This is a genomic window from Chitinophaga oryzae (assembly GCF_012516375.2).
Lineage (GTDB): Bacteria > Bacteroidota > Bacteroidia > Chitinophagales > Chitinophagaceae > Chitinophaga > Chitinophaga oryzae.
Genome location: NZ_CP051204.2, coordinates 1,437,366 through 1,462,561 on the forward strand (window position 1 = coordinate 1,437,366; position 25,196 = coordinate 1,462,561).

20 protein-coding genes are annotated in these 25,196 nt (G+C 50.2%); 16 read left to right on the forward strand and 4 right to left on the reverse strand.

All coding sequences use genetic code 11. The annotated features are described in order from the left end of the window. The first annotated feature begins 29 nt into the window (after positions 1-29). From HF324_RS06015 to HF324_RS06025, 3 genes are all read left to right on the forward strand, one after another. Positions 30-1,187 (forward strand): RsmB/NOP family class I SAM-dependent RNA methyltransferase, encoded by a 1,158-nt coding sequence (locus HF324_RS06015; RefSeq protein ID WP_168862106.1) that lies wholly within the window; start codon positions 30-32, stop codon positions 1,185-1,187. A gap of 90 nt (positions 1,188-1,277) precedes the next feature. After that, positions 1,278-2,453, forward strand: a complete 1,176-nt coding sequence (locus tag HF324_RS06020) for an ATP-binding protein (RefSeq protein WP_168862107.1) — start codon at positions 1,278-1,280, stop codon at positions 2,451-2,453. Positions 2,454-2,456: 3 nt separating this feature from the next. Continuing rightward, entirely contained in the window at positions 2,457-4,424 is a 1,968-nt protein-coding gene (locus HF324_RS06025) for an ATP-binding protein (protein WP_168862108.1), read from the forward strand. Here HF324_RS06025 and HF324_RS06030 read toward each other — a convergent pair whose 3' ends face one another. Together HF324_RS06030 and mnmA are read right to left on the reverse strand one after the other, a co-directional pair. Then, positions 4,425-4,970 carry a GNAT family N-acetyltransferase gene (locus tag HF324_RS06030; RefSeq protein WP_168810454.1) on the reverse strand — a complete coding sequence of 182 codons (546 nt, stop codon included), beginning with the start codon at positions 4,968-4,970 and terminating at the stop codon, positions 4,425-4,427. Between the two features lie 82 nt (positions 4,971-5,052). After that, entirely contained in the window at positions 5,053-6,165 is a 1,113-nt protein-coding gene (mnmA, locus tag HF324_RS06035) for a tRNA 2-thiouridine(34) synthase MnmA (protein WP_078668738.1), read from the reverse strand. A 203-nt stretch (positions 6,166-6,368) separates the two neighbouring features. Here mnmA and HF324_RS06040 point away from each other — a divergent pair, with 203 nt between their 5' ends. From HF324_RS06040 to HF324_RS06060, 5 genes are read left to right on the forward strand one after another with little or no spacing between them, the layout of a single operon-like run. Continuing rightward, positions 6,369-7,859 carry a tagaturonate reductase gene (locus HF324_RS06040; RefSeq protein WP_168862109.1) on the forward strand — a complete coding sequence of 497 codons (1,491 nt, stop codon included), beginning with the start codon at positions 6,369-6,371 and terminating at the stop codon, positions 7,857-7,859. Positions 7,860-7,869: 10 nt separating this feature from the next. Beyond that, a complete protein-coding gene (gene uxaC / locus HF324_RS06045; protein ID WP_168862110.1) occupies positions 7,870-9,264 on the forward strand; it encodes a glucuronate isomerase in 1,395 nt (464 codons plus the stop codon). Then, positions 9,265-10,263 (forward strand): sugar kinase, encoded by a 999-nt coding sequence (locus tag HF324_RS06050; RefSeq protein WP_168810460.1) that lies wholly within the window; start codon positions 9,265-9,267, stop codon positions 10,261-10,263. Positions 10,264-10,265: 2 nt separating this feature from the next. Beyond that, positions 10,266-10,928, forward strand: coding sequence for a beta/alpha barrel domain-containing protein (locus HF324_RS06055; RefSeq protein WP_168810462.1), 663 nt, complete (start codon positions 10,266-10,268; stop codon positions 10,926-10,928). A 35-nt stretch (positions 10,929-10,963) separates the two neighbouring features. Then, on the forward strand, positions 10,964-12,250 hold the full coding sequence (locus HF324_RS06060; protein WP_168862111.1) for an MFS transporter: 1,287 nt from the start codon (positions 10,964-10,966) through the stop codon (positions 12,248-12,250). A 209-nt stretch (positions 12,251-12,459) separates the two neighbouring features. Here HF324_RS06060 and HF324_RS06065 read toward each other — a convergent pair whose 3' ends face one another. Next, on the reverse strand, positions 12,460-14,106 hold the full coding sequence (locus tag HF324_RS06065; protein WP_168810465.1) for a UxaA family hydrolase: 1,647 nt from the start codon (positions 14,104-14,106) through the stop codon (positions 12,460-12,462). Between the two features lie 295 nt (positions 14,107-14,401). Between HF324_RS06065 and HF324_RS06070 the strand changes: the two genes are divergently transcribed. The 8 genes from HF324_RS06070 (at position 14,402) to HF324_RS06105 (ending at position 24,694) form a co-directional block, all read left to right on the forward strand. Continuing rightward, the gene (locus tag HF324_RS06070; RefSeq protein ID WP_168862112.1) at positions 14,402-16,360 is read left to right on the forward strand and encodes a heparinase II/III domain-containing protein; all 1,959 of its coding nucleotides are present in this window, start codon (positions 14,402-14,404) and stop codon (positions 16,358-16,360) included. Positions 16,361-16,676: 316 nt separating this feature from the next. After that, complete coding sequence (gene kduI, locus HF324_RS06075) at positions 16,677-17,519, forward strand: 5-dehydro-4-deoxy-D-glucuronate isomerase (RefSeq protein WP_168862113.1); 843 nt, start codon at positions 16,677-16,679, stop codon at positions 17,517-17,519. A 21-nt stretch (positions 17,520-17,540) separates the two neighbouring features. Next, positions 17,541-19,760, forward strand: coding sequence for a BT3233 family polysaccharide utilization protein (locus tag HF324_RS06080; RefSeq protein WP_168862114.1), 2,220 nt, complete (start codon positions 17,541-17,543; stop codon positions 19,758-19,760). Positions 19,761-19,769: 9 nt separating this feature from the next. Next, the gene (locus HF324_RS06085; protein ID WP_168810473.1) at positions 19,770-20,531 is read left to right on the forward strand and encodes an SDR family oxidoreductase; all 762 of its coding nucleotides are present in this window, start codon (positions 19,770-19,772) and stop codon (positions 20,529-20,531) included. Positions 20,532-20,557: 26 nt separating this feature from the next. Then, a complete protein-coding gene (locus tag HF324_RS06090) occupies positions 20,558-21,610 on the forward strand; it encodes a LacI family DNA-binding transcriptional regulator (RefSeq protein WP_168862115.1) in 1,053 nt (350 codons plus the stop codon). A gap of 22 nt (positions 21,611-21,632) precedes the next feature. Further along, positions 21,633-22,826: an AGE family epimerase/isomerase gene (locus HF324_RS06095; protein WP_168862116.1), complete on the forward strand. Its 1,194-nt coding sequence runs from the start codon at positions 21,633-21,635 to the stop codon at positions 22,824-22,826. Positions 22,827-22,835: 9 nt separating this feature from the next. Then, the gene (locus HF324_RS06100) at positions 22,836-24,092 is read left to right on the forward strand and encodes a DUF2264 domain-containing protein (protein WP_168810479.1); all 1,257 of its coding nucleotides are present in this window, start codon (positions 22,836-22,838) and stop codon (positions 24,090-24,092) included. Positions 24,093-24,226: 134 nt separating this feature from the next. Next, complete coding sequence (locus HF324_RS06105; protein ID WP_168810481.1) at positions 24,227-24,694, forward strand: Imm44 family immunity protein; 468 nt, start codon at positions 24,227-24,229, stop codon at positions 24,692-24,694. Here the strand turns inward: HF324_RS06105 and HF324_RS06110 are convergent. Then, positions 24,675-25,139, reverse strand: coding sequence for a GNAT family N-acetyltransferase (locus HF324_RS06110; RefSeq protein WP_168810483.1), 465 nt, complete (start codon positions 25,137-25,139; stop codon positions 24,675-24,677). The two genes, HF324_RS06105 and HF324_RS06110, sit on opposite strands and share 20 nt — an antisense overlap. Between the last annotated feature and the right edge of the window lie 57 nt (positions 25,140-25,196).

Consider the following 25,196-nt stretch of genomic DNA (forward strand, 5'->3'; position numbering starts at 1 on the left):
CGCCCCGTTTTTTTAGGATACCTTTGCGTATGACCCGTTGGGAGAATTATGTAGCTACCGCTACCAAAATTATCGGCGCCTATACCGGCAGCCTGCCTTTGCATCATTTCCTGAAAGCTTTTTTCAAGGAACATCCCTACATGGGAAGCCGTGACCGGCGCTGGATTTCGCAGCTGGTGTATCACTATTACCGCCTTGGCGACTGGGGCCGGGAGCTGCCCGTAGCGGAACGCCTGGTGGCCGGTACTTTCCTGTGTGAACATACTTCCACCGACCTGCTCAGGGCCCTGAAACCCGAATGGGATGAACAGATCACCCTGCCGCTGGCAGAGAAAGCGGCATTGTTGAAACTACCGGTAACGGCTACACGCATTTTTCCGTTGCTGGATGAATTGTCTCCGGCCGTCGATGCGGAAGCTTTCGGTTTGTCGTTCCTGCAGCAGCCGCGGCTGTTTATCCGCGTGCGGAACAACCGGCTGGACAAGGTGCGGCGGTTGCTGGATACAGCTGCCGTGCCGTACGATGTCTTTGAAAACGGTGCCACCATTGCGTTACCCAATGGTACTAAAGTAGAAACCTTGTTGACCGAAAAAAGCTGGTACGAAATACAGGATGCTTCCAGCCAGCAGACCGGCACCTTGTTCCACCCCGCGCCCAACCAGCGCTGGTGGGACTGCTGCGCCGCCAGCGGTGGTAAATCCATCCTGCTTAAAGACCAGCAGCCGGGCGTGCAGCTGTTGGTCAGCGACGTACGGCGTTCTATTCTTGAAAACCTGCAGACGCGTTTTGCCGCTGCCGGTATCAGAAATTACGAAGCCCGCGTGGCAGACCTTACGTCCGACCGTTTCCCGGAAACGATGGGGCAGCAACGGTTTGACGGTATTATCCTCGATGCGCCGTGCAGCGGTTCAGGTACCTGGGGCCGTACGCCAGAAAGCGTGAGTTTCTTCAAACGGGAAGAGATCACCCAATACCAGCAATTACAAAAGCGTATAGCCCATAACGTTATACCGTTCCTGAAAAAGGGCGGTTCCCTGATTTACATTACCTGTTCCGTATTCCGGCAGGAGAATGAAGAGGTGGTGAAATATATTGAGGAAAACAGCGGGCTGCGGCAGCAGGAGGGGGGGATTATTGAAGGGTATGGCAAAGGGGCGGACACGATGTTTGCAGTAAGGTTTTCGTAATCAGTCAGTTGTATTTTTGACAATAGATTTTTTGTTAAATATTTTGACAATAGATTTTTTGTTAAGTAACTTAACAAAAAATCCATTGTCATGAAAAACCTAGTTGGTATCCCCGCCCGACTCGATAATTTTTACCAGCGTCAGCGTGAAGTAGATCTCGTTGACCGTACATTATCGAACGGGAATAATATTCAGATCGCCGCACCCCGCAGGGTGGGCAAGACTTCGATTCTCTGTTATCTGCTGGACAACAGTGTTGCCGGCAGGCATTATGTGTACATCGATACAGAAAGTGTAACAGAAGCTGACCAATTTTATAAAAAGATGTTGGAGGCGATAGTGAGATCGCCGGTTATACCTAAAACCGTAAAACTCGCTGCCGGTTTAAAGAACAAAAGTGGCCGTTTCTTCAATAAAATCAAAAGCATTTCCATCCTTAACAATTCCGTGGAATTCAATAACGATATGGCCCCAAGGGATTATCACGCGGAATTTTACCATTTTTTGCTGGCCTATGCGGAAACAGAAGAGACGCCATTGGTGTTGTTGATTGATGAATTTCCTCAAACCATTCAGAATATTGGTAACAAAGATCCTGCTGCGGCTGTTGTTTTTCTGCAACAAAACAGGGAAATCAGGCTGGATCCGGTAGTTTCACAGAGAGTTCGTTTCGTTTATACCGGTTCTATTGGGCTAAACCAGACAGTAGCAGCATTGAATGCTACAGCTACCATTAACGATCTGGCTTCGCTGGAGGTGAAACCGCTTATGGAGGAAGAAGCATTAGACTTGTTTCATTTACTATTACGACAGGAAGAAAGAATAGTGGACATCAGTGGAGATGTAGCATTTAAGGAACAGGTCCGTTGGTTTATTCCGTTTCACATTCAATTGGTGGTACAGGAGGTGGTGGCCATTAGCCCTCACGGAGAAGTGATCAACCGACAAAAGATTACTCATGCGATCAAAGAGGTGTTGAAACCGAAACATAAAAATCACTTCGCACACTATTATACCCGGTTGAAAGTACATTTCAAAAATGGCGCTTTTCTATACGCAGACGAGTTTTTAAAGCAACTGGCTAAAAGAAAACGATTGGATAAAGCGGCTGCCGCAACACTAGCTACTACCTGCGGGGTGACTGATTACCGGTTGGTTATCGAGAACCTGATATACGATGGTTATATTGAATTTGATGATGATTCACAAAATTATCTTTTCAACTCTCCCATTCTTATGCGATGGTGGGAGCATCACATTTGTTAGAATATGAGCATTCTTCTATATAATCCTGACAAAAAGGACAAAGCTGCATTCCTGGACGAGTTTGTGATCCGTAACCGGATATTCGATCATATGTTTTGGGAGATCCAGACAGACAAAATGATCGTGCCGGAACAGCATTACATGATCGTAGGCCCCCGTGGTGCCGGTAAAACCAGTTTGTTATTGCGATTGAGGTATGCAGTGGAAGATGATCCGGTATTATCCAAACGGGTCATCCCGGTGATGTTTGGCGAAGAGCAGTATAATATTGGGGAATTGGGAAATCTTTGGGAACGTATTGCCGAATACCTTGAAGATTATTACGGCTTTGACGGGATAACAGGCGAAATAGAAAAATACATTTACCGGGATGACTATGAAGAGGCATCTTTCAGAATATTGATCAAATATCTGGACCAACGGAAACAGAATAGAATCATGTTGCTGATAGATAATATTGGCCAGTTGTTCGATAAATTTGAAATAAATGAGATAAGGCGTTTACGGGAGATCCTGCAAACATGGCCGCACATTCGGTTAGTGGCCGGATCTCCTGTAATATTGCATTATATCGTTGACTATGATCAGCCGTTGCATGAATTCTTTAAGATCATAAGGCTGAATAGTCTAACAGATGAGGAGGCCGTAACATTGATACGCAAGCTGGCTGTTGTTTATCACGAAGAGGAAAAGATAGAGCGGATTCTTGCTAAGATGCCGGAAAGGGTGTCTACACTGAATACTTTATCAGGGGGAATACCCCGTACCATTGTTTTGTTGTTCAAAGTGTTTGTGGACAATGAGCATGGTAATGCATTAAGTGATCTCGAAAGGATTCTGGATGCCGTGACACCTTTATATAAGCACAGGATGGATGATCTTCCCCCGCAGCAGCAGAAAATCATAGACGCGGTAGCGTTACACTGGGAGCCAATAGAGGTGAAGGACCTGACGAAAGCTGTTCGCCTGGAAAGTAAGGTGATATCCGCGCAATTGCGGCAACTGGAAAAAAATCAGGTAGTAGAAAAATATCGAACCAAAACTAAAAATCATCAGTACCAGCTAAAGGAGCGGTTCTTTAATATTTGGTATTTGATGCGTTATGGTCGGAAAATGGATCGTAACAAGGTGATATGGCTGGTGAAGTTCCTGGAGGCGTGGTGCGAGAAGGGAGAGATCGAGAAGAGGATAAAAGATTACATCAAGAAAGCAAAAAAAGGAGAAATGAATGAAAATGCACTAGAAATCTATGCATTGACTTATTCTTTTTTTGAAAGTATAAAAACTGAAACAAAGTTACAGTTAAAAGATAGTGTCCCCTCACACCTTTCAAAAAACATTGTTATTAAAGACGATGATTTATTTGATGTTTTAGATAAAGCGATAAAAAAAGGTAATGGGAAGAGGGCCTTTGCTTTACTGAAGAATATTAATTTTGCAAAGGAACAAAATCGCGACAGGATTCTCCATTGTTTTATTCAATTGGATTTAGCGCTTTTGCAAGCTTGGGCTTCGGTTTTAATTAATGTGGAAGAAAAAGAGTATGATGAAAATTTACTATATTTGAATAGCGTCGTTGCACTTATATTAGCTCTTCGGGGTATTTCTGTATTGGTAATTACGGATGAGAAACAGCACCTGAGTATTATAATGAAGCATTTTGCAGATTTTCTTGAAACTAGCTTCCATAGGATTACGCAGACGGGGCAAAGAATGATAATTGTTTTAATTCAGTTGTTGTTGTCTGGGAATTATTGGAGCATAGTAATGGACTTTTTCAATGAAAAAAAATCTCTAAAGAAGAAGATGCCGTATCTATTTGAGCTTTCACAATATTATATTGCGCTTCATAATAACGAGGAGCGCCGTATTCATACCATTTCTGCGCGGTTAGATCAGACAATTGGGAGAGAGAGAATGGATGCCTTTATAAAAGAGACGGAAGAAGTTAAACTCGCTTGGGAAAAATAGTTATGACTCCCTCACTAACGCCCACATATTAATATCAAACAATCTTCCTTCCCATTCCATCCATTTCTTCAGCGTGCCTTCCTGGCGGAAGCCGTTCTTGATGAGCACTCTCTCGGAGGAAATATTGGCGGGCATTACTTCTGCTTCCATGCGGCTGAGTTCCAGTTCCCGGAAGCCGTAGCGTACCAGTTCAAGGATGGCTTCGGTCATGTATCCCTGGCCCCAGTAGGCATGTGCGAGGGCGTAGACGATAACGCCGCGGTGCAATTGTGGAAAGCTGTTAAAGCCGATGGTGCCGATGAGTTTTGACTGTCCCCGCAGGGTGATGCCCCACCGGATACCCAGCTGGTCCCTGAAACGCTGGTGGAAATAGGAGATGACTCTTTCTGCATCCAGTTCTGTTTTTAGCGGCATGACATGGTAATATTGCGTAACGCGCTGGTCGCTGAAGAGGTCCAGCAGATCGGCGGCATGCCAGGGCTGCAGTTCTACGAGGTCCAGGCGGTCGGTGTGCAGTATGGGAAATATGTTGGGTAACGGATGCATGGTAACTGGTGGTTGTCTCTCTAAAATACAAAAAAAGGGCGGGATAGGTTCCCGCCCTTCTATGGTTTATGTAGCATAAGATTTATTGGTGCAGCGAAATTGGGCCGCGTTGGATGATACCACCGCCGATAACATCATCGCCTTCATAGAAAACGGCGGACTGGCCGGGGGCGATGCCTTTTACATGTTCGAAGAAGTTGACTTTTACCTTGCCGTCTTCGTTGTGCAGGAGGCTCAGGGCGCCGGGGTCTTTGTAGCGGATCTTGGTGATGGCTTCCATGCCGTCCGGGATCGTTTCATATTTGCCCATGTTGAGGCCGCTGACGAACATCTCATTTTTCTGCAGTTCGTCTTCGTTGCCCAGGACGATGGTATTGGTTTCCGGGATGATTTCGGTAACGAATACCGGGCGACCGAGGGCGATATCGAGTCCTTTTCTCTGTCCGATGGTATAGAAAGGATAACCTTTGTGTTTACCCACGATGGTGCCGTCGGCCAGCACGAAGTTGCCGCCGTTGACCCTTTCTTCCAGTCCTTCTACTTTCCGTTTGAGGAATCCGCGGTAGTCGTTGTCGGGCACGAAGCAGATCTCATAGCTTTCTGCTTTTTTAGCCAGTTCGGGGTATCCGAAGTCGAAGGCCATTTGCCTGATTTCCGTTTTGCGGTATTTCCCTAAGGGAAGGATGGTGCGGGCGAGGACGTCCTGCTGGATGCCCCACAATACGTAGCTTTGATCTTTTGTTTCGTCGATTCCTTTGCTGATAACCATTCGGCCGTTGTCGTGACGCCGGATCTGACCGTAGTGTCCGGTAGCAATAAATTCACAGTCCATGGCATCGGCCCGTTTCATGAGGGCTCGCCATTTGATATGTGTATTACACAGTACGCACGGGTTGGGGGTGCGACCGGCAATATATTCGTCTACGAAGTTATTGATGACAAAGTCCCCGAATTCATCGCGGATATCCAGCACAAAGTGCGGGAACCCGTGATGCACCGCAGCTGCGCGGGCATCATTGAATGAGTCGAGGTTACAGCAGCCGGTTTCCTTTTTACTGGCCCCGGCAGAAGCATAATCCCAGGTCTTCATGGTGATACCCACCACTTCATAGCCCTGCTCATGCAACATCAGCGCTGTAACGGTACTATCGATACCGCCGCTCATGGCCACCAGCACTTTACCATGCTTGCTCATTTTAAAAAAGTTTAAGGACGCAAATTTACTGATTTTCCGGGCAACCGCCTATTGATAGAATAAATGCCTGTATTGAAGCCGTTTATGGGCTTTAATAGCATTTTACCCAGTTTTAGCTAATATTTGTCCACACACTACAATTTGTAGCCCCAACATTATATATTTATTGGATTAAGTATCTATTTAGCCTAATTTTAGACGAGATGCTACACACATTAAACAAAGAGTATATATTAAAGCAGACAAATTCCGGCGTTGATGAAAAAGTCTTTCATTTCCCGGAAAAGATATTACAGTTTGGCACCGGCGTATTGTTACGCGGGCTGGTAGACTATCTGGTGGACCAGGGCAACCGCAGCGGCTGCTATGAAGGCCGTATTGTAGTGGTGAAATCCACCGACGGCGATACCAGTGAATTCTCCGGCCAGGACAACCTGTATACGACGCATATCAAAGGCATCGCCCAGGGGGAACTGGTTGACCAGGTACTGATCAACGCTTCTATCAGCCGGGTTTTGCAATCGAATGCAGATTGGGGGGAAGTGCTGGCAGCCGTGCGACAGCCGGCCCTGCAGACCATCATCTCCAATACCACCGAGGTGGGCATACAATACGTACCGGAGAAAATCGGCGACAGCGCTCCGGCATCTTTCCCGGGTAAACTGCTGGCCGTCCTGAAAGAACGGTACGAATACTTCCGCGGCAGCGGTAACACCGGCTTTGTGATCGTACCTACTGAACTTGTGGTCGACAACGGACGTCTGCTGAAAGAGATCGTTTTGAAACTGGCGGCCTATAACGACATGCCGGCAGCTTTTGTACAATGGATCGAAAACGAGAATCATTTCTGTAACTCGCTGGTGGACAGGATCGTACCCGGTAAACCGCGTAACCTCGCGGAACTGGAAGAAAAAGCGGGTTATACCGATAAGCTGTGGATCGAAGTAGAGCCTTTCCTGTTGTGGGCGATAGAAGGAGATGCCCACGTACAGTCGGTCCTGGGCTTTCATAAAGCAGACGAGCGGATGCTCATCGCCCCCAGCATCGTGCCTTTCCGGGAACAGAAGCTGCGCCTGCTCAATGGCAGTCACACCGCGGCAGTACCGCTGGCTTATCTCTCCGGGCTGAACACGGTATATGAATGCATGAAAGACGACTACATGCGGCATTTCTTTGAGGAAGTGGTCCTGCGGGAAATATTGCCTACCATCGAACAGACATGCCCGCAGGCGGCCAGCTTCGCGCAGGACGTACTGGACCGTTTCGCCAATCCGTTCATCGCACATAAACTGATCAGCATCACTTTCCAGGAAAGCTCGAAAATGAATGCGCGTAACGTACGCACCCTCACCCGGTATTACGAGCAGTTTAAGACATTACCGGAATTTATGTGCCTCGGTTTTGCGGCCATGCTGCTGTTCCTGAAGCCCACCCGCATGGAGGACGGTAAATACTTCGGTACCCGGGACGGGGAGGAATACCAGATCACCGATGATAACATCGCCATTTTTGCCGCCCACTGGGAAACATATTCTTCCCCGCAACAGCTGGCAGAAAGGGTTTGCGCCGATAGCCGTCTCTGGGAAGCAGACCTGGCCGCTATCCCGCATTTTACGGAGACAGTGGCTGGTTACCTGCAAACCATGATGACCGGTGTGAAAAACGTGATGCAACTCCAGCTACCAAAAAACTAATCATTAGTATATGAAGGGATTTCTGACGGAAGATTTTTTATTACAAACAGAAACGGCTAAACGATTATATTTTGACTATGCGCAATCGATGCCGGTGATTGACTATCATAATCATCTGCCTCCTGACGAAATTGCACAGAACAAGGTCTTTAAAAACATGACCGACATATGGCTGCGCGGCGATCACTACAAGTGGCGCGCCATGCGGGCCAACGGCGTAGCGGAGCAGTACATCACCGGCAGCGCCGACGACTTCACCAAATTCCGCCACTGGGCAGCGACAACGCCGTATACCATGCGTAACCCGCTGTACCACTGGTCGCACATGGAGCTGAAAAATCCCTTCGGCATCACCGACCTGCTAAGCGAAGCTACCGCCGAAAAAATATGGGAAGCCGGCAATGATAAACTGCCGAAGCTTTCCACCCGGCAGCTGCTGCAACATTTTAAGGTAGAAGTGGTTTGCACCACCGATGACCCCACCGATTCGCTGGAGCATCACCAGGCCATTGCCAATAAGCCTTTTGGCACCCGCGTGTTGCCTACCTTCCGGCCCGACAAGGCCATGGCGGTGGACACGCCGGCCGTATTCAACGCATTTGTGGATAAGCTGTCGGCCATTACCGACCGCGAGATCCGCTCTTACCGCGACCTCGTGGAAGCGCTGCAGCTGCGTCATACCTACTTCCATGAAGCGGGCGGCCGGTTGAGCGACCACGGTATTACCACCTTCTCTTTTGCCGCTTATACCCAGCAGGAGCTGGACAATATTTTCCTCAACGCCCGTGGCCACCAGGCGGCCACGCCCTATGAGAGCGAGCAGTTTAAAACCGCTATGCTGCTGCAAATCTGCGAGTGGAACCACGAACGGGGCTGGGCCCAGCAATTCCATGCCGGCGCTATCCGTAACAACAATTCCCGGCTGTTGCAGCAACTGGGCGCCGATGCCGGTGTGGACTCCATCGGCGACTGGAGCATGGCAGCTGCCATGAGCGCATTCTTCGATGCACTGGATAAGAAAAACAAACTGGCAAAGACCGTTATCTATAATCTTAATCCCGCCTGGAACGAAGTGTTTGCCACAATGGCCGGCAACTTCCAGGACGGCACCATCCCCGGCAAGATCCAGTTTGGCTCCGGCTGGTGGTTCCTCGACCAGAAAGACGGGATGGAGAAACAAATCAATACCCTGAGCAATATGGGGCTGCTGAGCCGTTTTGTAGGTATGCTGACAGATTCCCGGAGTTTTCTATCTTTTCCCCGTCATGAATATTTTCGTCGTATTTTGTGCAATCTCATTGGTCGTGATGTGGAAAACGGTGAACTCCCCAACGACATTCCATGGTTAGGGAAGATGGTCCAGGATATTTGTTACTACAACGCAAAAGCATATTTTGATTTTTAGATGAAGTCTGTAAAAGTTATCACTTTCGGGGAACTGTTGTTGCGCCTGTCACCCGACCTGGCGGGCAATAGTTCCGCTATTTTTGTCGGTGGCGCAGAAGCCAATGTAGCTGCTGCACTGGCACGCTGGGGTACGCCGGTGGCATATATCAGTAAAGTGCCGGAAAACGGTTTTTCGCGGGACGTATTGAAACAGCTGAGTGACCGCGGCATTGCCACCGACCGGATGTTGTGGGGCGGCGACCGTATCGGTATCTATTACCTTGCACAGGGCAGCGATCTGAAACACGCCGAGGTGGTGTATGACCGTAAATATTCTTCTTTCAGCCAGATAATACCGGGTACGGTCAACTGGGACGAGCTGCTGGGAGATGCCGAATGGTTTCACTGGAGCGCTATCAGCCCTGCGCTGAACCCTGATGCTGCCGTGATTTGCAAAGAAGTGCTGGAAGCTGCTACCCGGAAGGGAATGACCATCTCCACCGATCTCAACTACCGCAGCAAATTATGGCAATACGGCAAGCAGCCGCATGAAGTGATGCCTGAGCTGGTGGCTTATTGCGATGTGATCATGGGTAATATCTGGGCTGCCCGCACCATGCTGGACACCACGCTGGACAGTGCGGCGCTGGAAGCGGACACCAAAACCGTGTACCTGGAACAGGCGCTGAAAGTAGCGGAAGAGATAACGGCGCGGAATAAACGCTGTAAAAGAGTGGCCTTCACTTTCCGTTTCAGCAAAGACACCACCCACGCGCAATACTATACTTTCTATTATCACAACGGACAGGCCAGCATTTCAAAAGAATATGAAACACATGCAGTGGTGGACCGTGTAGGCAGCGGCGACTGTTTTATGGCGGGCCTTATCCATGCACAGCTGGAAGGAAAGGATGATCAGGGTATCATCTCTTATGCCGCCGCCGCCGCTTATTCCAAGTTTTTTGTGAAAGGAGATTTTAACACCACCTCTTATGAGGATATTATAAAACTGATGTAATTATGGCACCAAACCCGGAAACCATTATAGCTGCATTTGAGCAGAGCGGTATTATCCCCGTTTTTTACCACGACGATGCAGATGTTTGTTGCGAAGTGCTGCAGGCTTGTTACGACGGAGGCCTCCGCGTATTTGAGTTCACCAGCAGGGGCGCGCAGGCGCAGCCCAATTTCTCCCGCCTGCTGGAACTGAAAAAGGCGAAGATGCCTGATCTGTACCTCGGTATCGGCACTATTAAAGATGCCACTGCCGCGGCAGCCTATACGCAACTGGGCGCCGATTTCATCGTGTGTCCTGTCACAGATCCTGAAACAGGCGCTTACTGCCGTTCACAGCAGATCCTGTGGATACCAGGTTGTATGACGCCTACCGAAATTTCCGTGGCAGAAAAAAACGGCGCTCCGCTGGTGAAGCTATTCCCCGGTAATGTATTGGGGCCGGCTTATGTAAAAGCTATCAAGCCACTGTTCCCGGACCTGAAGTTTATGCCTACCGGCGGTGTGGAGCCTACCCGGGTGAGCATGGACGCCTGGTTTGATGCCGGTGTTGTTTGCGTGGGCATGGGCAGTAACCTGCTCTCTAAATCACTGATTGACAGCCGCGATTGGGCATCGCTGAAAGAGAAAATAGTGCAAACGTTTGCATTTCTCAGCAGTAAGCCGTAAATTAAAGCCAACTTATAAATTCCAAATCAGCCGTAATGAATTCCACAACTTTAGGTAACTATCGCTGGCGTGTGTGCGCACTTCTCTTTGTAGCTACCACGATTAACTATATTGACAGGCAGGTGCTGGGTTTGCTGAAAAGCGATCTTTCCAGTGAATTCAACTGGACGGAGCAGGATTATAGTAACCTGGTCATGATTTTCTCTGCGGCGTATTCCGTTGGCTTACTGTTTTTTGGACGGTTGGTAGATAAAATGGGGTCCAAAAACGGATACAGCATTTCTATCATCGTGTGGAGCCTGTCGGCCATGGCGCATGCACTGGTGCGCTCCACCATGGGCTTTGGCGTGGTACGTTCCGTTCTGGGCGTAAGCGAGGCCGGTAACTTCCCTGCAGCGATCAAAGCCACCGCTGAGTGGTTTCCCAAAAAAGAAAGGGCTTTTGCCACCGGTATTTTCAACAGTGGTTCCAATATTGCGGCCGTTGTTGGTCCGGTGATGGTATACTGGCTGGCCCGTAATCACGGCTGGCGCCATGCTTTCTTCTGGACGGGCGCCATTGGTTTCGTGTGGCTGGTGTTATGGTGGATTTACTATGAAATTCCCTCCCGTCAGAAAAGGCTGGGCAAGGCGGAATTTGATCATATTCACTCCGATCAGGAGGTAGAAGAAGTGGCGCCGCAACCGGTAAGATGGGGCCGGCTGCTGGGCATCAGGCAAACATGGGCTTTTGTATTCGGTAAACTGCTCACCGATCCGGTATGGTGGTTTTTCCTCTTCTGGCTGCCCGGCTACCTGGAATCTATTTTCCATGTGAATCTGAAAGCCAATCTGGGTCTTCCTATCATCATCATCTATGCTGTCACCAGCTTCGGCAGTATCGGCGGAGGATGGTTGTCTTCCCATCTCATTAAAACCGGTTGGCCTATTTTCAAAGCCCGTAAGGTGTCTATGCTGATCTTTGCGCTGTGTGTGGCGCCGATCATGTTAATTCAATATATCAGTAACGTGTGGCTGGCCATTGCGCTTATCAGCCTGGCTACCGCGGCTCACCAGGCCTGGTCCGCCACCATCTTCACCACCGCTTCCGATATGTTCCCTAAACGCGCTGTAAGCTCTGTTGTAGGTATCGGCGGCATGGCCGGTTCCATCGGCGGCACGCTGTTTCCCATCGTGATCGGCGCTATGCTGGAACATTATAAACTGCTGGGTAATATTGGCATCGGTTATAATATCCTTTTCGTGATGTGCGGAGTGGCTTACCTGCTGGCATGGACAGTGATGCACTTCTTTGCACCGAAGATGGAACAAGTGAAACTTTGATGGCCATGATTTTTGCTGATTTCGCTGATCCAGGAAGATGGGAGCGAAGCATGAAAGCGGAGATTAAACAGCGATCAGAAAGCGCTTAATAATACTTTAACACAACTGCAAAACAATTAAAGAAAGAAGGCCGGCTGAATATTCAGCCGGCCTTTCTATTACGATATGTTCAGAAATAAGTGAACAGGTAGTGTTGCGTGGCATCACAGTTATAACGACACTCCTCTTTTCCACGGAATAAAGTCATCCTGGTTCAGCTGTTCCGCTTTGGTATGTACCTCGCCGCTGGCCGCTTTGATGACGAATTCGAGGATCTGTTCGCCCATCTCGGCGATGCTGTGTTCTCCGCTGATAATAGTGCCGGTATTGATATCGATAATGTCTTTCATGCGGGTGGCCAGTTTCGTGTTGGTCGCCAGTTTCACTACAGGAGCGATCGGGTTGCCGGTAGGCGTGCCGAGGCCGGTGGTGAACAGTACGATATTGGCGCCGGAACCTACTTCCGCAGAGGTGGACTCTACGTCGTTGCCTGGTGTGCATAAAAGGTTCAGCCCCGGTTTGGTCACATACTCCGTATAGTCGAGCACGTCAGTCACCGGAGAGGTGCCGCCTTTTTTGGCAGCGCCGGCAGATTTGATGGCGTCGGTAATGAGGCCGTCTTTGATATTGCCGGGGGAAGGGTTCATATAAAAACCGGAACCTACTGACTGGGCCTGGTTTTCATAAGCCCGCATGATGCGGATGAATTTATCGGAAATTTCTTCTGTTACGCAGCGGTTGATCAGTTCCTGTTCTACGCCGCACAGTTCCGGGAATTCGGAGAGGATGGAGGTGCCGCCCAGTGCTACGAGCAGGTCGGAGGTGTGCCCTACGGCCGGGTTGGCGGAAATGCCGGAGAAGCCGTCGGAGCCGCCGCATTCCAGGCCTATCACCAGTTTGGACAGGGGAGTGGGCTTACGCGTCTGTTTGTTCGCTTCTATCAGCGCCAGGAAAGTGTCTTTGATGGCGGCTGACAGCATCGCAAATTCAGATGCGCTTTTTTGCTGCTCGTAAACCAGTACCGGTTTGTTGAACTGCGGATTCAGTTTCTTCAGGGCTTCCTGCAGGATAGACACCTGTGCATGCTGGCAACCCAGGCTGAGGATGGTAGCTCCCGCCACGTTGGAGTGGTGGATATAGCCGGCCAGCAGGGCGCACAATGCATCTGAATCCTGACGGGTACCGCCACAGCCGCCTTCGTGCGTGAGAAACTTGATACCGTCGATATTAGGGAATATAACATTACGTTTATCCGTTGCCGTTATATTTTCTGCTTCGTATTGTTTAACCGCGTCGATGTTGCCGCTTTTGTACAGCGCAACGAGGTCCTGCACCTGTTCGTTATAAACTTCTGCCGGTGCGAATCCCAGCCCTTTTTCGAAAGCTGTTTTGATTACGCCTACGTTCCTGTTTTCGCAGAAAACGAGCGGTATTACGAGCCAGTAGTTGCGGGTGCCCACCTGTCCGTCTTCACGCTGGTAGCCCATAAAAGTGGCGTTCTTCCATTTGCTGACATCGGGGGCCTGCCACTGGATGGCGCCGTCTTTTTCATGGAAAGCGTTTGCATCGTGCACAACGTTTTCCGTGGTGAGGCTTTCCCCTTTTTTCAGCGGGCGGGTAGATTTCCCTACCAGTACGCCGTACATGGTAATGGGTTCGTTGCCGTCGATATCGTTGATCAGGAATTTATGTTTCGCAGAGATATTTTGCTGGAGCTGTATGTCTTGGCCATTGAATGAAACATGGGTGCCGGCGGGGATATCCTGCAACGCCACTAGCACATTATCATTCGGATGAATTTGTAAGTAAGTGTTCATAAAAGCTAAAGTAGTAAATAACGTTACCGGCTGTTAATACTATAATGTTAATCCTTGATAAGATTTTGACTATTTGCCTGACACGCTGTAACGTTTGATGGTAGCAAGTTACGAATGATTTATCATTTCCGGAGAGCCTGTTGACTGTTAAAAAAACATCTGTTTTTGAACTGATATTTTTTAATCATAACCTGATATGTTTTTGATAAAAGAACTGCCTGTCCTGCCGGCGTCATCCCCCTGCTTCCGCTGAAACATGCGACATATTTTATATCTTACCCGAAATATTGTTTGTATGCGTATTCCACGGGTAACCGGATTTTTAGTGATGATCATTGTTTGTTGTTCCCTGCATGTGGCTGCCCAACAGGAGCAGCGGAACTATTTATACACCGCCTGGAGCGAGGCCAACGGAAATGCAGCCTTCAGTAATATGAGCTGGCGGGAGAACCAGCGAAAGCATATGGCGGAGGTGATACAGCAACTGCCGGACGCTATGCGGGCCAGGATGCTGGCCGATGCTGACAAGGCCATGAGTTTTACCTGGCCAGCCTTGCCGGCCTCTTTGTATCTGCAGTTCCGCGATAATGGCAACCGGGTCAATTTTGAGAATGCGCAGTTTGAGCGACGTAAGATATTGTCTTCCCTGGTGGTAGGGGAACTGGCGGGCGGTAATGGTAAATACATTCCGCAGATCGCTAATGGTTTGTGGGCTATTATGGAAGAAAGCACCTGGGTGTTGCCGGCGCATGTCGGTATACAGAAAGCCGGTACCGGCCTGGCGGACCCCGCGGAACCCATCATTGATCTGTTTGCCGGTGAAACAGCGGCTACTATCAGCTGGGCGCAATTCCTCCTGGGAACGAAGCTGGATAAATTTTCTCCTATGATCGGCCGGCGGATCGACTATGAGCTGAACCGGCGTATTGTATCGCCCTATCTTGAGCGGACGGATTTCTGGTGGATGGGTTTCAACGGCCGGCCTATGAACAACTGGAATATCTGGATCAATACCAACATTCTGCAGGTGGCCCTGCTGGCGGTGAACGAAAGGGATATCCGTAACAAGGTGATAGAAAAAACGATTCGCAGCGCCGACTTTTTCCTGAATAGTTATCCGGAAGATGGCGGTTGTGACGAAGGCCCCAGCTATTGGGGACATGCCGGCGGCAAGCTGATAGAGTTTATCAACTGGATGCGCTGGGCTTCGGCCGGCAAGGCGGACTTCAGTAAGAATGAGCTGATACACCGCATAGGCACCTATATCTACAAAATGCACATCGACAGCAGCCGGTTTGTGAATTTCGCGGATGCCTCTGCCCGCACCATTCCGCCGCCGCATACAGTATACCTTTACGGGGAAATCTTCAAAGACCGGCAGATGAAGGAGTTTGGCGCTTACCTGTACCGGCTGGCCAACCCGGATACCACCCGCATCAATACCTGGTCGTTGCTGACATTTATTTATGATCTCGAAGGGCGCAAGTCATTTTTAAGCACCACGCCGAAGGCGCCTTATACGAGCGACAACTGGCTGCCCGATCTGCAGGTGCTGTCACTTCGTTCCATCCCCGGCAGCTTCCGCGGCCTGTTTTTCGCCGCCAAGGGCGGTCATAACGCAGAGAGCCATAATCACAATGATATCGGCAATTTCGTGCTGTATATGGACGGAGAGCCTGCTATTATAGATGTGGGCGTTGGTACCTATACCAAACAGACTTTCAGCAACGACCGCTATCAGTTGTGGTATATGCAGTCGCAATGGCATAACTGCCCTACGGTGAATGGCGTGCAGCAGCAGGATGGTCGCCGGTTTAAGGCTAAATCGGTCTCTTATGCCGATAAAGGCGATAGCAAAACATTCAGCCTGGATATTGCTGCAGCCTATCCCGAGGCGGCCATGGTAAAAACGCTAACACGCACCTTCTCCTTTATACCGGCGGATTCCCGTCTGAAACTGACCGAAGATTATGAGCTACAGTCCTGGAAAGCGCCCTATCAGCTGCACTTTATGACCTGCCTGCCGGCAGATGTCAAAACACCCGGAAAGGTGCTGCTGCAAGGCAACAATGCCATCTTGCAAATGACCTATGATGCGTCCCGCTTTGAGGCCGTTGCAGAGCGGCAGGCCATTGATGACGGCCGGTTGTCGCCCGTCTGGGGAGCGGCGGTGTACCGCATCACTCTTAAAGACAAAGGACAGGCGTTGCAGGCCAAAAACACCATTGACTTCGAGATGAAACGCAAGCGATAGTAATATATATTTTTTGTAGAATATGATTGCCAACAGGAATGATGAAATGTAATAAGATAGCGGGTTGTCTATATAATAATTGTAGTTTTTACAATTAATTGACGCTATCTTTTTTGCAAAAGCTTTGTATTTTGCAAACGTTTGCATTACTTTAGGCGAAAGCTTTGAGAGCGGAGGGTAATGCAGTCCACGTTAGTACAGGCCGTCATGCTGCATGACAGGCTGCCGCCGGATAGTGTATGCCTTCCTGGAAACAACCGGCTATCGTCAGCACGAAAATTAAACATCGGTAAATAAATAAGATAACTATAACGATATGAGCACACAGTATGAATCAAGGTATGCCAGCAGCCCTTCAGAGGTGAAAAGCATGGACACCGAAGCGCTGAGAAAGGCATTCCTGATAGAGAAAATTTTTGAGGCAGATCGTATCTCCTGGGTACATACGCATTACGACCGGTATCTCACCGCTGGCGCCATGCCGGTAAAAGGCGGTATCGAACTGCAAACGATTGATCTCCTGAAAGCCGCTTATTTCCTGGAACGCAGGGAACTGGGCATGATCAATGTCGGCGGTCCGGGCATGGTAGAGGTAGACGGAGAACAGTTTGACATCGGCTTCAAGGAAGCGTTGTATGTGGGAAAAGGCAAACAAAAGGTAGTCTTTCATAGTAAAGACGCCGCACAGCCTGCAAAATTTTATCTGAACTCCACCCCGGCGCATCACAGCTATCCTACGCGTAAAGTAGCCAGGGCAGAAGCGGAAGTAGTGACGCTGGGCGCGCTGGAAACATCCAATCACCGTACCATCAATAAGTTGCTGGTGAACTCCGTGCTGGAGACCTGCCAGTTGCAGATGGGCATGACGGAGCTGAAACCCGGCAGCGTATGGAACACCATGCCTGCACATACACACGACAGGAGAATGGAGGTGTATTTCTACTTTGAAGTGCCGGAGGGGCAGTCTGTATGCCACTTTATGGGGCAGCCGCAGGAGACCCGTCATATCTGGATGCAGAATGAACAGGCGGTGATTTCTCCGCCCTGGTCCGTACACTCCGGCGCCGGCACCAGCAATTATACTTTTATCTGGGGAATGGCAGGAGAGAACCTGGACTACGGTGATATGGACCACTGTAAGATCACCGAATTACGTTAAAACCCGATCATCCTTTTTATCATGAAAATGAAAAACATCATTGCAGGGAGCCTGCTGGGCCTGTCGGCCCTGCACTTTGGGCCGGATGCGGGTGCTGCTCCGCAGAAAACGGCTGTTACAGCTCCGTCGCTCAATACGCTCTCGGCGCAGTTTATCCGTGGTTACATGGAGAAAGTGGCCAGCTGGCAGTGGCAGTCCATTGAACGGAAAGGCTGGGCGAACCCTCAGACCAACTGGACCAACGGCGCCATGTATACCGGTATGATGGCCCTGAGCCAGGTAACCGACAACCCGTTTTATATACAACGGTTGATACAGGTGGGCAGGGACAACGACTGGAACACTGGACCGGACCGTTTTTTTGCAGACGAATACTGTGTCGGTCAACTGTACGCCCAGCTGTATCCTTACTATAAAGACCCGGTGATGATCGATAAATTCCGGAAGCTGGCAGACAGCATCGTGGCTGCTCCGCACACGGAGCCGCTGGACTGGAAAAACGGTATCCACCACCGGGAATGGGCCTGGTGTGACGCCCTGTTTATGGGCCCGCCGGCATTGGGCTATCTCTCTGCCGCCACCGGCGATCCGCGCTACCTGGAAACGGCCGACAAGCTGTGGTGGAAAACCACCGATTTCCTTTTCGATAAAAATGACAGTCTCTACTACCGCGACGCCCGTTACTTTGACCAGAAAGAAAACAACGGCGCCAAAGTATTCTGGAGCCGCGGCAACGGCTGGGTGATGGGCGGACTCGCCCGCCTGCTGGACAATATGCCCGCCGGTTATACTAACAGGGCACGTTTTGTAGACCTGTTCAAAAAAATGGCTTACCGTGTTGCCGCGCTGCAAACCGCGGACGGCACCTGGCACGCCAGCCTGCTGGACCCCGACAGCTATCCGGCCAAAGAAACCAGCGGTACCGGCTTTTACGTGTATGCGCTCATGTGGGGCGTGAACAACGGTATCCTGCCGGAGAAAGACTTTTTACCTGTGATCCATAAAGGATGGCAGGCGCTGGTGGACTGCGTGCAGCCCAACGGTAAACTGGGATACGTACAGGTGGTGGCCGCCGCTCCCGGTAAAGCCACTGCCGATGATTCGGAAGTATATGGCGTAGGCGCTTTCCTGTTAGCCGGTTCAGAACTGATCCGGTATAACCTCCGGCAAAACAGTCCCGGTGATATCACCATCACCAACCCTACAGGGTTAAACCGGGAAGGTGAGATCGTGGAGATCCCTTACGATCAGTTCACCGCGAAGCTGAACAAGGATACGCGTAAGTCCTTCAAAGTAGTGGACCTGCTGTCTGACCAGGAAATTCCCTATCAGCTGATATATGAAGGCGGCAAAACGCCGAAAGCGGTACTGCTGCAGGTAAGTGTAACGCCGGCCGGCAGCCGTCAGCTGGGCATAAAGGCAGGTACGCCCGCCCCTGTGGCAGCCAAAGCATACGGCCGTTTTGTGCCGGAAAGAAAAGACGACTATGCCTGGGAAAACGACCGCATGGCTTACCGCATGTATGGCGCCGCCCTGGAGAAAACGCCTAAGGAAATGGCTTTCGGCATCGACGTATGGGCCAAGCGTACCACCGATATGGTGATCGACAACTGGTACAAACTGGACAATTATCACCATGACAACGGGCAAGGGCTTGATTATTATAGTGTGGGCCTTACACTTGGCGCAGGCGACACCGCTCCTTACGGTAAGGACACCATCTATTTCCCCAAAAATTACCGCCAGTGGAAGCGGTTGGACAATGGCCCGCTCCGCACCACTTTCGCCCTCAGCTATGATACATGGCAGGCAGGCAATATACCCGTTTCCGTTACCAAAACCATCTCCCTGGACGCTGGTTCCCAGCTGAACAAAATGCAGGTGCAATACACCTTTAAAGGTGACCAGCTGCCGGTGGTGACAGGCATCGTAAAACGGAAAGAGCCCGGCGCCGTATTGCTGGACGAGAAAAACGGCGTGATGGGCTACTGGGAGCCGCAACACGGTGAAGACGGTACCCTGGGCGTTGGCTGTGTGTTCCCTGCACCCGTGCCCGGCATGAAAACAGATAACGTACATTTACTCAGTCCGGGTACGGCCGGCAGCCATCAACCGTACGTGTACTATGCCGGCGCCGCCTGGAACAAGGGAGGCCGGATCACCAGTGCGGAAGAATGGTTTAAGTACCTCGAAACATTTGCACAACGTATCAAAGAACCACTTAAAGTAACGATTCAATAAAACTGACATATGGACCTGTTTCAATTGAAAGGAAAAACCGCGCTCGTCACTGGTTGTAAGCGGGGCATCGGAAAAGCGATGGCGGTGGCGCTGGCCTCCGCCGGCGCGGACATCATCGGGGTATCGGCCTCGCTGGAATTGCAGGGCAGCGACGTGGAAAAAGAAGTGACAGCGCTGGGCCGCCGTTTTAAAGCCTATCAATGCGACTTCTCCAGCCGCGATTCACTCTACGCCTTTATCGGCCAGCTGCAGCAGGAAGTAAAGGCAGTGGACATTCTCGTGAACAATGCCGGTACCATTCTCCGCAAACCGGCCGCCGAGCACCCGGACGAGTACTGGGACGAGGTGATCAACATCAACCTGAATGCGCAGTTTATCCTTACCCGTGAAATCGGGAAGGGGATGATTGAAAGAGGCGCCGGAAAGATTATCTTTACAGCCTCATTGCTCACCTTCCAGGGGGGTATCAATGTACCGGGATATGCCGCCAGCAAAGGAGCGGTAGGCTCGCTGGTGAAAGCGTTTGCCAACGAGTGGGCCGGCAAAGGGGTGAACGTGAATGCGATAGCCCCGGGGTATATTGCCACGGACAACACGGCTGCTCTGAGGGCGGATGAAAAACGCAGTAACTCCATACTCGACAGAATACCCGCAGGACGCTGGGGCGAACCGGAAGACTTTGCCGGACCCGTGATATTCCTGGCCTCCAAAGCTGCGGATTATGTACATGGTACTATACTCACAGTCGACGGCGGATGGATGGGCAGATAATTAATTTTACCGTTAATGGTTAATACATGAGTAAACGTACAGAAAAAACAATCGTTGATATTGCAGAAGAACTGAAGTTATCGGTATCTACTGTATCCCGCGCCCTGAACGACAACCCCAACATCAGCGCACGTACGAAAGACAGGGTTAAGAAAATGGCCCGCAAACTGGGCTACCGCCCCAATGCGCTGGCTGCCGGTTTACGCAACAACAAAAGCAAAACCATCGGCCTGATCGTTCCGCGTATCTCCATGTTTTTTCCTGCTGCCATCAGTACCATTATCCAGAATAAATTACAGGAGCATGGCTACAACCTGATCATCTGCCAGTCCAACGACTCCTATGAACAGGAAGTAGCCCTGGTCAATACCCTGTATTCCGCCAGGGTAGACGGCCTGGTGGTCAGCACCACGCTGTATACCACCGATTTCTCGCATTTCGATGTCTTCAAAGACAACAATATCCCGCTGGTGTTTTTTGACCGCGTGCCCAAGGACTACAATGTAAAGGTGATCAAGGGAGATGACTACCTGGGTGGGTTTACCGCCACCAGTCACCTGATAGAAAGAGGATGTAAAGACATTGTACATATCTCCGGACCACTGTCCTGTAACCTGTACCTCGAAAGGGTGGCAGGTTATAAAAGCGCCTTGCAGCAACATAAACTGCCTTTCCGCAAAACCAGGATCTTCTACCAGGAACTGACACGCGACAACGCCTGGCAGACCTGCGAAAAAATTTTCGCACAGAAGCCTTATCCGGATGGCATTTTTGCCTCCAATGATACCACCGCCATTACTATCATGGAGTACTGCCGCAAAATCAACCTGCGGGTGCCGGAAGACCTGAAGATAGTAGGCTATTCCAATGATCCCAGAACCGAAATCGTGACCCCGCCTATCACCAGCGTGGACCAATACCCCGCCATGATGGGCGAACGGGTGGTAGCGGCGCTGATGGAGCTGGTCACCAGCCGTCAGACCGGCACCCCGCGTTATTCACAGGAGATCATACCTATCCAGCTGATAGCCAGAGAATCCAGCGCCGGCGCCACAAAAGCCGCTGCCAAAAAGAAATAAGTCAACCTATAACAAACTTATTATGAAGAAGAACCTGTTCTTTACCCTGCTGCTGTTGCCCGCGATGTTTATGCAATCGTATGCACAGCCAGGTAAGGCCGACCGGGCATTGCTCCGCAAGGCCGATGAAACACTACAGTTTGCCGCCAGACAATATAAGCTGATGATGAGCCATGTGCCGGACACCGTGCTGCCCCGCAGCACCAACAAAGACGGCAGCCTCATGACTTCCAACGCCAACTGGTGGACGTCCGGGTTCTATCCGGGCACCACCTGGTTCCTGTACGAATACACGAAAGACGAGGCGTTTAAAACAGAAGCGCTGAAACGGATGGCGCTCATTCAAAAGAACCAGTTCAACACGCGCACCCACGACCTCGGGTTCATGATGTATTGCCCCTTCGGCAATGCCTTGCGCATTACCGGCGATACCAGCTACAAACGGATGCTGCTCAACAGTGCGCAATCGCTGTCCACCCGCTTTAATCCAACCGTTGGCTGCATCAAATCATGGGACCATGGCACCTGGAAGTTCCCGGTTATCATTGACAACATGATGAACCTCGAATTGCTGACATGGGCCAGCCGCGAATCGGGTGATGCCCGGTTTGACAAGATCGCACGCACCCATGCCACCACCACCATGAAACATCATTTCCGGCCCGATTACAGCTCTTATCACGTAATTGACTATGACCCGTCCAACGGCGCCGTATTGCAAAAGAAAACGCATCAGGGACTGGCAGACAGCTCGGCCTGGTCACGCGGCCAGGCATGGGGCCTGTACGGTTATACCATGATGTACCGGGAAACCAAAGACAAGGCTTACCTGGACCAGGCCCGTCATATCGCCGAATACATCCTCCGCCACCCGCATATGCCGGCCGACCTGATCCCTTACTGGGACTATGACGCACCGGAGATCCCCAACGCTCCGCGCGACGTTTCCGCCGGCGCCGTAGCCGCCTCCGCACTGCTGGAACTGAGCCGCTATACCAACAAGGCAGAAGGCAAACGTTACTGGAACGCAGCAGAAAAAATGCTGACCAGCCTTTGCAGCCCGGCTTACCTGGCGAAAGAAGGAGAGAACAATGATTTTATCCTGATGCATAGCGTAGGCTCCCTGCCTCATCAGTCTGAGGTAGATGTACCACTGACCTATGCTGACTATTATTTTGTGGAAGCGTTGCTGCGTTACAAACAGTGGGCTAAATAAAACGATACCTTGGACAGACGTTTTTTTCTCAAGGCAGTACCGATGGCTGGTATCGCCGGTTCGCTGAAGACAGACAAAAATCTGCTGGCTGAGCTGGCGGCACCACCGCCGGCCAACGACCGGGCCTATAACCTGGAGTTACTTTTACGTATATGCCATCCCGTTATATCCCATCTCAGCAAGGGGACACTGGTAGCCAATATGCCTACAGAAGTAGCGCCACATTACAGCAAGCCGGTACGTAAGGTGACCTACCTCGAAGCTTTCGGCAGAGCACTGGCAGGACTGGCGCCCTGGCTGGAGCTGGGGCCGGACAATACCATGGAGGGCAGCAAGCGTATCGATATGCTGACAATGACGCGTAAAGCGATGGCACAGGCAGTAGATCCCGCTTCGCCGGACTTTATGAACTTCACCGGCAAGTTTGACGCACAGCCGCTGGTAGACGGCGCTTTCATGGCCCATGGCCTGTTGCGCGCGCCAACGCAGCTGTGGGGATCGTTATCTGAACGTACGCAGCAACAGACCATCGATGCGCTTAAAAGCCTCCGTAGCATCAAAGCCTTCAGTACCAACAACTGGGTGTTGTTTGCCGCTATGATTGAAATTGCCCTGTTGCAGTTTGGCGGCGGGTGGGACCGCAAGCCGGTGGACCTGGCCGTGGAGAAAATCATGGAATGGTATAAAGGCGACAGCATGTATGGCGATGGTCCTCATTTTCATTACGACTATTATAATTCCTTTGTGATCCAGCCGATGCTGGTAGACGTACTGAAAGTGCTGGCGGCAAAAGGCGAAGGCAGTAAAGAACAATACGAACTGGCGCTGAAAAGGATGCAACGTTATGGCGCCATCCTGGAAAGACAGATATCTCCCGAAGGAACGTTCCCGGTAGTAGGCCGCTCGATGCCTTACCGCAACGGCGCTTTCCAGGCGCTGGCACAGCTGGCCATGGAACGGAAACTGCCTGCAGAGCTGCAACCGGCACAGGTACGTTGCGCACTAACGGCAGTGAATAAACGAATTTTTGAAGCGCCCGGCACGTTCGATAAAAACGGCTGGCTGCAGATTGGTTTCTGTGGTCATCAGCCGGAGATCGCCGATGTGTATACTTCTACCGGCAGCCTCTATTTATGCACCACCGGTTTCCTGGATTTGGGATTACCGGCGCATGATCCCTACTGGAGCGCTCCCGCTGCAGAGTGGACGGCACAAAGAGTATGGAAAGGTAAACCCGTTCAGAAAGACCACGCTATTGATATGTAGAGATTTTTTGATTTGCGATTTTTTGATTTCGTAAACGGATAAGGAAAAAGACCGGATCGATTTGTTTCGCTTCGGTCTTTTTTTATCTATCTAAAATAGATAGTTTAGTAGTGTTTAGAAAATTATAACAAATTATGGGACTGTTTTTAAAAATTACAGCTGAATCTCAGGGGGCAAAAGCGGTAGAGAAAGCGTTTATAAACAACAGCGTGATAAATGATATTCTTGATGGTTTAAATGATTATGCCTGGCAGGATCAAATTTCAGCGAAACTTAGAACGATACATCCTCAATACAGTCATATTACACTTGGTACCATTCTTCGACTTTTTCTTCTTAAGAATATCGAAGCCGGTAATCTAAAATCATTTTCAAGATATGTAAAGAAAAATGACAAACTGGTGATCGATCAGCTGCTGGTTGCAGACAAGTATGAGTTGCTATCTGAGGATGAAACCAGGCAGGCAATCTGTGACGATGTTTACAGCTATTTTGAGGAAGTAATTTTGAAAAACAAAGTTAAGTTTCAGGATTTCGATGCTATTTCATTTGTTCCTTTACTTAAGAAGAGGTTTCAGGAAATTAAGGAGAAAACAATCTGATCGGCGCTTTCCCATCCGGCGTAAGCCATTTTTCATACACCAGCCTCACGGGCTCATACTGCTGTGAGGCCAGGAACTGCTGCATCCGGAGATTGTTGCTCAGGGTATAACGTACGATCCTGCGTACGCCTTTTTGAAGGTAGATTGTCTCCAGGGCATCGTTGAGCTGACGATAGATGCCCATGCGCCGGAAGGCCGGCGCCACATATCCATCGGACACATACAACGTATTGCCGGTATAGGCTTCGATGCGGCTTTCATCCGGTTCTTCCACATACGCAAAGATGAAACCTGCCGGTTCGTCGTCTTTGGCAGCGAGCAGGCAGGTACCGTCATTTTCTTCCTGTGCGGAGATAACATGCTCCATATAATTTTCCTGTATGTCTTCCCAGACGGCTGTCTGCGGAAAGAAAGCCCGTTCAGACAAGTGAAGTTCCTTCATCATGGCTGAAAGGAGTGTGTAATGTTCTTTTATGCGTATGGGCGTAATTGTTATCATAGC